General features: G+C 64.8%; 8 protein-coding genes and 2 tRNA genes. 2 read left to right on the top strand and 8 right to left on the bottom strand.

The features are described from left to right. Together AC1DRP_RS33630 and AC1DRP_RS33625 are read left to right on the top strand one after the other, a co-directional pair. The coding region (locus AC1DRP_RS33630) for a PLP-dependent transferase (protein ID WP_476770790.1) at positions 1-246 on the top strand (246 nt) is incomplete at its 5' end. Positions 247-266: 20 nt separating this feature from the next. Beyond that, positions 267-989, top strand: a complete 723-nt coding sequence (locus AC1DRP_RS33625) for a transporter substrate-binding domain-containing protein (protein WP_441505477.1) — start codon at positions 267-269, stop codon at positions 987-989. 46 nt (positions 990-1,035) lie between these two features. Here the strand turns inward: AC1DRP_RS33625 and AC1DRP_RS33620 are convergent, their stop codons facing one another. The 8 genes from AC1DRP_RS33620 to AC1DRP_RS33585 form a co-directional block, all read right to left on the bottom strand. Then, positions 1,036-1,380 (bottom strand): lipid-A-disaccharide synthase N-terminal domain-containing protein, encoded by a 345-nt coding sequence (locus tag AC1DRP_RS33620; RefSeq protein WP_113519074.1) that lies wholly within the window; start codon positions 1,378-1,380, stop codon positions 1,036-1,038. Then, a complete protein-coding gene (locus AC1DRP_RS33615) occupies positions 1,380-2,129 on the bottom strand; it encodes a glycosyltransferase family 2 protein (protein ID WP_476770789.1) in 750 nt (249 codons plus the stop codon). Before AC1DRP_RS33615 ends, AC1DRP_RS33620 begins: the two co-directional genes overlap by 1 nt. Before the next feature lie 64 nt (positions 2,130-2,193). Further along, positions 2,194-3,882, bottom strand: coding sequence for an ArnT family glycosyltransferase (locus tag AC1DRP_RS33610; RefSeq protein WP_441505475.1), 1,689 nt, complete (start codon positions 3,880-3,882; stop codon positions 2,194-2,196). 371 nt (positions 3,883-4,253) lie between these two features. Continuing rightward, positions 4,254-4,469, bottom strand: coding sequence for an alkylphosphonate utilization protein (locus AC1DRP_RS33605; RefSeq protein ID WP_441490018.1), 216 nt, complete (start codon positions 4,467-4,469; stop codon positions 4,254-4,256). 66 nt (positions 4,470-4,535) lie between these two features. Then, positions 4,536-4,612: transfer RNA gene (locus AC1DRP_RS33600), tRNA-Arg, on the bottom strand. A 37-nt stretch (positions 4,613-4,649) separates the two neighbouring features. Further along, positions 4,650-4,955: an ETC complex I subunit gene (locus AC1DRP_RS33595; RefSeq protein ID WP_441490017.1), complete on the bottom strand. Its 306-nt coding sequence runs from the start codon at positions 4,953-4,955 to the stop codon at positions 4,650-4,652. Positions 4,956-5,021: 66 nt separating this feature from the next. Continuing rightward, positions 5,022-5,098 (bottom strand) — tRNA-Pro (locus AC1DRP_RS33590). 1,452 nt (positions 5,099-6,550) lie between these two features. Next, on the bottom strand, positions 6,551-6,803 hold a 253-nt coding region (locus AC1DRP_RS33585; RefSeq protein WP_476770788.1), incomplete at its 5' end, for a hypothetical protein.

Raw genomic sequence — 6,803 nt, 5'->3', positions numbered from 1 at the left:
GAGTTGAAGCCGGTGGCGCAGAAGGCTGTCGGTGCGATGCTCGACGGACTTACCCTGTTCGGGATGGGGGCCTCCTGGGGCGGCTATGAAAGCCTTGCCCTCCCCTTCGACTGCAAGGGCTATCGCACGGCAACGGAGCCTGATTTCAAGGGGCCGACCATCCGCTTCCATATCGGACTGGAGGATCTCGAAGATCTCAAGGACGATCTTGATGCCGGCTTTGCCCGCCTCCGGGCAGCGGTGTGATTCCAAAGGCCGGAGCGGCGATGCGAGAGGCGATCATTTTCGCCTATCTCGATGAGCCGCCCTTCTGCTGGCCCGGCCCCGATGGCCGCGCGCTCGGCAGCGATGTCGAGTTGATGACCGAGACCTTGCGGGAGATCGGCATTGTCTCGGTCGAGATGCGCCTGACCAGCTTCTCCGAGTTGCTGCCAGGCCTTGTCGATGGGCGCTGGACCATCACCACGCCGCTCTTCGTCACGCCGGAGCGGAAGAGAAGCGTCGATTTCAGCCGGCCAGTCTGGGCGCTGAGCGACGGACTCCTCGTCAGGCACGGTGATGAAGATCGCTTCTGCAGTTACGAGGCGCTGGCGCAGGATGGAAGCGCCCGCCTCGTTGTGGTGGCCGACCAGGTCCAGGAGCAGTCGGGCCTCGCGGCCGGCATTCCGCGAAACCGCGTCTTGCGCGTCGCGACGCAGGAAGACGCCGTGCAGATGGTCAGGGATCGAGGTGCCGAGGCCTATGCCAGCGTCGCCATGGCGCATCGTGGCTTCCTCGGTCACACCCCCGATGCCTCCCTTGCCATCGTGCCCGTGGCCGCCGAAGCGAAGGACAGAGAACCCGCAAAGGGCGCCTTTGCCTTCGCCAGATCGCAGGCGGATCTGCGGACCCGGTTCGATCAGGCTCTCGACGGGCTGATCGGCAGCGATTGGCACCGCGCCATGATGGCGCGATACGGCTTCGCGGCCAGCGATTTCGAAGTCGGTTAGCTCAGCGGCTTTCCCGCAAGCCGCAATCCAGTGGTCAGGACGTGCTTTAGCCCGGACCGGCGTTGGTATCCTCGCCCCTCGCCCTGGCGCGCAGGACGAATTGCAGGTTGCGGCAATAGACGAACAGGCCGAAGCCCTGCCCGAGAATGAAGACCGGGTCACGGCGGTAAAGCGCATAGACCAGCAGCAGGGCTCCGCCGCCGATCGAGAACCACCAGAAGGTCATCGGCACGACCGACCGCTTGGCCTTCTCGCTCGCCAGCCATTGCACCACGAAGCGCATGGTGAAGAGCGCCTGCGCCACGACGCCAAGCAGAACCCACCAGTCGATATTGTTCACGAAGACGTCGTGAAAATATTCGCCGATCATTTGCTGGAGGTCGATCAGCATCAGAGCGTCTCCGGCACGATCTGCGGCACGCGCTTGCGACGGCGGATCAGCCACCAGACGCCGGCGAGATCAAGAATACCGACCCAGAGCCGGTCGAAGAAGCCATAATTGGAGACACCGGTCAGGCGCGGGCGATCGCGTACGTCGACATGCGTGACCTGGTAGCCCTCCCGCACCATCAGGGCCGGCATGAACCGGTGCAGCGCATCGAAATAGGGCAAGGCGAGATAGGCTTCACGGCGGAAGCATTTCAGCCCGCAGCCCGTGTCGCGGGTGCCGTCCTTGAGAATGCGGCCGCGGACGCCATTGGCAATGCGCGACTGCCATTTCTTGAAGCCGGTATCCTTGCGTCCGACACGCTGGCCCTGGACGAGCCCGGCCTGCAATCCGGCCTTGTGCAGGGCCTGCACCATCGCCGGGATGAAGGCCGGATCGTTCTGGCCGTCACCGTCGAGCGTCACCACGACCGGCGCCCGGGCGTGGCGGACACCGGTACGCACAGCCGCGCTCTGCCCGCAGGATTGTTCGTGGCGGATCGCACGCAGCCAGGGGCGCGTCGTGCCGAGCTCGCGCAGCGCGGCCGCCGTGCCATCGGTCGAGCCGTCATTGACATAGATCACCTCGAAGGCGCCGAGCGTTTGGCAGGCCGCCTCGATATCGGCCAGCAGCGGCCCGACATTGCCGACTTCGTTGCGAACGGGCACGACAACGCTGAGTTGCGGCAAGGTGATGGGTTGTGTMTCGGTCACGAAAGCTTCATCCGGGAAAACGGCGCGCAAACTGCGTCAAGCGCGCAAACAGGGCAAGCAGGTTTCACTGTCGCGCGAACACGGCCATCTCGAGCCGCTTGCCGCCATTGAGATTGAAGCCGGGAATCGAGGTGACGAGACGTGGCGTGATCCCGGCGGCGGCGACGCCGGCATGGAACTCCGCTTCGAAGCGTTTTTCGACGAGCGCGATCCGGCAGCCGGGCTCCTTCAGGAAGGCAGCGGCCGCCGCACCATTCGGCCCCATGGCAAGATCGGTCCCGGTCAGGAAGACGAGGCTCGGCTCGCGATAACCCACGGTCATCACTGCGGGATCGGCACAGCCGACCGCCCGGACGGCTTCCGCCAGACGGGGCGAGAGCTTGAGCGAACGCAGGCTCTCGATCGCAAAGCCGTAGACGCCGATCGAGAGCAGGAGGCTCGCCAGGACGCAGCGCCAGAGCGCACCCTCCAGGTCGCCCTGCCGGAACGCCATGACGACGCGCCAGGCCACGAACAGCGCCAGCGCGAAAACTGGAAGTGCGAGATAGGGTACGGTGCGATCCAGCGTCCAGTTGGCATAGATGATCACGCCGACAAGCGCCGTCGGGACCAGCAGGACCAGCGCGGCGGTCGCGGTCGCGCCACGCCGAAGGCGATCGATGCCGCCATTGACCATCGCCAGAAGCAGCAGCGTCGTGACCGCCGGATAGAGCGGCAGCACGTAATGCGGCAGCTTGGTCGGCACCGCCTCGAAGACGATCCAGGACGGCACGATCCAGGCCAGCAGGAAGATGATCTGCGGCTCGCGGCGACGCACCCAGGCAAAGGGGATCGCCATCGCGGCGAAAGCAGCCGCCGGCCAATAGGTGCCGAAGAAGATCAGCAGATAGAGCCCGGGCGGACCCCAGTGCTTCTCCTGGCCCTCCGCGACCTTGCCCAACATATCGTTGCCGACGCTGGCCGTGAAGAAACTGCCGCCGGTCTTCCAGGCGATCGCCACGAACCAGGGCAGCACGACGAGCAGGCAAAGCAGCAGCCCCCAGGACGGGCGCAACGATGAGAACCAACGCCAGGAGCGCTCGCGGATGCATAGCACGATCGTGGCGAGTCCCCAGACCATCGGCACGATCGGCCCCTTGATCAGCAGGGCAATCGCTGTCGCGCCCCAGAAAACCAGCCAGTTGCGGCGGTCCGGCACGAAGGCGAGCGAGCGGGTCCAATCCAGCCAGGCGCGCGCCAATGCCCCCATCGTCGCCACCGCGCAGGCTGCGAGCACCGCATCGGTCTTGGCGATCCGGGCTTCGACGCCGAGCAGCACAGCAGCGGCCATCAGAGCCCCGCCGAGCAGCGCCACGCCCGGGCTGAAGAAGGCGAGCAGCGCCCAATAGGTCAGCAGCACCGTGGCAACCGCGCCGATCAGCGACGGCACGCGATAGAGCCAGATCTGATGACGAGGGTCCTGGACACCCAGCGCCTCGCCGGCGGTCACAGCCGCGCTCTGCAGCCAATAGATTCCGACGGGCTTCTTGTGCCGCGCCTCCTGCTGGAAGCGGATATCGACGAAATCGCCGGTCTCGAGCATCTGTTTGCTCGCCTGGGCGAAGCGCGGTTCGTCGCGATCGAGCGGCTGGAGGCTCGTGAATCCCGGCAGGAAGGCTGCGAGGGAGAGCAGAAGCAGGAAGACGCAGGCGCGCCAATGGCTGGCCGATGCGAAAACGGAGATGCGGTCAAACACGGGCCGGAGCGAAAGCATTGTCCATCCTCGCGACCGGCCAGGTCGCGTTCATCGCAGGCATGAATGTCGCAAGGCCAGGTATCGACCCAGGGCGCCGCCGGCATGGCGGGGCTTTCGGGCGCGATCAAGGCAAAACGGCCCGCGTCCCGGCGACGCACGCCGTTTACGACGCCACCTCCCCTCCTGCAAGCCAAACGCAGGATATCCCTTGCGGGCGCCGCAACCGCGACGACGAGGCAGGAGGATTATCCGTGGCCAGGCTTCTCTGGCGCAGTCCTCGCGGCCTTCGTCCTTTTCGGCCGGATGATCTTCGACCTACGATGCGCAGGCGCCGTCGATTYCGGCGGCTCCGAAACTCGGGGGAGAAGGTTGGACCCTTCGGGCCAGCGTCAGGCCTTCTTCAGGAATTCCGTTCTGAGCACAAGTCCCTTCACCTTCTCGGCGTTGCACTCGATCTCATCCTCGCTGCCGGTCAGGCGGATGTTCTTGACCAGGGTACCGCGTTTCAAGGTGACGGAGGTCCCCTTCACCTTGAGATCCTTGATCAGCGTCACGGAATCGCCGTCCCTCAGGACATTGCCGTTGCTGTCCTTCACGTCGCTCATCGCGGGAATCCGTCTGTGCGATTCTTGGTGGATCTCAGCGCGTCCCGCGACTGCGATCGATAGAAGTGGCGAGCCCGGCAGGATTCGAACCTGCGACCAGCAGCTTAGAAGGCTGCTGCTCTATCCAACTGAGCTACGGGCCCGTAGTCGAAAGCGCCCGGTCAGGCGCCAAATGGTTGGTCAGTGGGTCCACTGCCCGACACGATTGAACTTGAAGTTATCCGAATAGGCCATGCCGCGCCGCTTCGGCACATGGGGCTGCTCCACCCGATAGGCGATGCCGTTGCGCGTGGCATAGGCCACTGCCTCATCCTCCGTGTCGAACCAGAGTTTCACCTGGCTCTTCATATCGGCAGAGGATGTCCACCCCATCAGCGGTTCGATCTGGCGCGGCTGCTCCGGCTCGAATTCCAGCAGCCAGCGCTCGGTCTTTGCCGTGCCGGACTGCATGGCATTGCGGGCTGGGCGGTAAATGCGTGCGGTCATGCTCTGGCTCGGCCGTCAGCTCGTCATTCCATTGGCCCGCGACAGCGGGCCAGGCGATCTCGAGAATGGTCGGGGCACCAGGATTCGAACCTGGGACCCTCTGCTCCCAAAGCAGATGCGCTACCGGGCTGCGCTATACCCCGACTGTCTGCAAGTGCATCAAATCACTCACGAAACGATCGCACACGCTCCTCGACGGCCACATGCGACGCGCAACGAGATAGCACCGAACTGCCGCCATGGGAACCGTAAGTTCCGATGAAATTCCCAGGCAAATTCGTCAGGCATTTCCCGCCGTGCCTTCGCGCAACCCAGAGCCCGAACGACGAAATTGGCCGTACGGCCGTCGAAGCACACTCAATTCGTTCGCCTTCGCGTGCGCCGACACCCTGCGCGCAGATGCAATCTACCACTTTCGCGCCCTGCCGTTCCTGCAACGGGCTAATGCGAGATGCTGCACTTTCGAGCCCTCTGGCCGGAATGCCTACCTTTTCGGATGACGAGGGAGCCTCGTGCGGGGTGTAGGCAAATCCCCCCTAAGGAGAAACGACCTAGCGTAAAAGCCAAATTGAGCAAAACCAACAAATCTCGATATGTTCAAAAATGAGAAAGCACGAAAAATATTGAAGATGAACTTCGCATTTCAAAGAAAAACCAATTAGCGCCCTGGCGGCTTAATGCCTCCCTGGGCGGGAGGCATTGCTATGAAATATCTAAAATCCAGCATACTGATTGCCGGCTTGCTTGCTACAACATCAACATTATCCTACGCACAGAATCCTGCCGCTCGTGGCCTTCCCGAATATTATGAAGGCCTCGCGATAGACGGCACTCCGACGCAACAGCCCTATCGTTCCTGCGAAAGCAAACTCATCGGAAGCCAGAGGCTCTGGCAGTGCGATCCGTCCGGCCGCAACAGGATGAGTGGACCTGTAGGCCTGGATTGGTCCGCGAGCAGTGCGGCTGCGACATCCGGATCGGCTTCCAGCCTCCCCGGTCCCGGCGGGGTGCGGTATTACAACGCGGTCACGGCCAACGGGCGCAAAACGCGGGCGCCGAGTCGGGACTGTGTCATTCAGGAATATGACAGCGGACCCTTGTGGGCCTGTCCACCGCGCGCCACGGCGGCGATCGGCACCGGGGCGCCCGCCTTCCAGGGGGCTGCCCCTGGCGGCGTTCAGTATTACACCGCTGTCACCCCCAACGGTCGCCGGACGCGCGCGCCCAATCAGGCATGTGCCCTCTACCAGCAGGACGGCGGCGAGTACTGGGCGTGCCCGCCGCTGACAACGGGAGCACTGTCTTCAGGAGCACCCGGCAGCGCCGGAAATCCGGCAGGCAACGGTAACGGCAACGGCGGCGAAGGCGGAAATCCTGCTGGCGGCGGCGCCAGCACAGCGAGCAACAGCAGCGGTTCGGGTTCGGGCGGCGGGTCCGGCGGAGGCGGTGGATCCGGTGGGGGCGCTGGGCCCGGTGGGGGCGCTGGGTCCGGTGGGAGCGGCAGTTCGGGCGGCGGTGGCGGCTCCGGAGGTGACGGCCGTTCCGGCGGCAGTGGCGGTTCCGGCGGTAGCGGTGGCTCCGGTGGCAACGGTGGCTCAGGCGGCGGCCACGGCGGTGGCAATGGTGGCGGTCACGGCGGTGGCAATGGCGGCGGCCACGGCGGTGGCAATGGCGGTGGTCACGGCGGCGGCAATGGTGGCGGCCACGGCGGTGGCAATGGYGGCGGYCACGGCGGCGGCAATGGTGGCGGCCACGGCGGTGGCAATGGCGGCGGTCACGGTGGCGGCAATGGYGGCGGCCACGGCGGTGGCAATGGCGGTGGTCACGGCGGCGGCAATGGTGGCGGCC

It is taken from the genome of Allobosea sp. 01N443 (assembly GCF_056399325.1).
This window is presented reverse-complemented; position numbering and strand designations above follow the sequence as displayed.

Excerpts from the sequence above, each read along its gene's own strand:
- AC1DRP_RS33625 (WP_441505477.1), top strand. The coding sequence starts at position 267 with ATGCGAGAGGCGATCATTTTCGCCTATCTCGATGAGCCGCCCTTCTGC.
- AC1DRP_RS33620 (WP_113519074.1), bottom strand. The coding sequence starts at position 1,380 with ATGCTGATCGACCTCCAGCAAATGATCGGCGAATATTTTCACGACGTC.
- AC1DRP_RS33610 (WP_441505475.1), bottom strand. The coding sequence starts at position 3,882 with ATGCTTTCGCTCCGGCCCGTGTTTGACCGCATCTCCGTTTTCGCATCG.
- AC1DRP_RS33605 (WP_441490018.1), bottom strand. The coding sequence starts at position 4,469 with ATGAGCGACGTGAAGGACAGCAACGGCAATGTCCTGAGGGACGGCGAT.
- AC1DRP_RS33595 (WP_441490017.1), bottom strand. The coding sequence starts at position 4,955 with ATGACCGCACGCATTTACCGCCCAGCCCGCAATGCCATGCAGTCCGGC.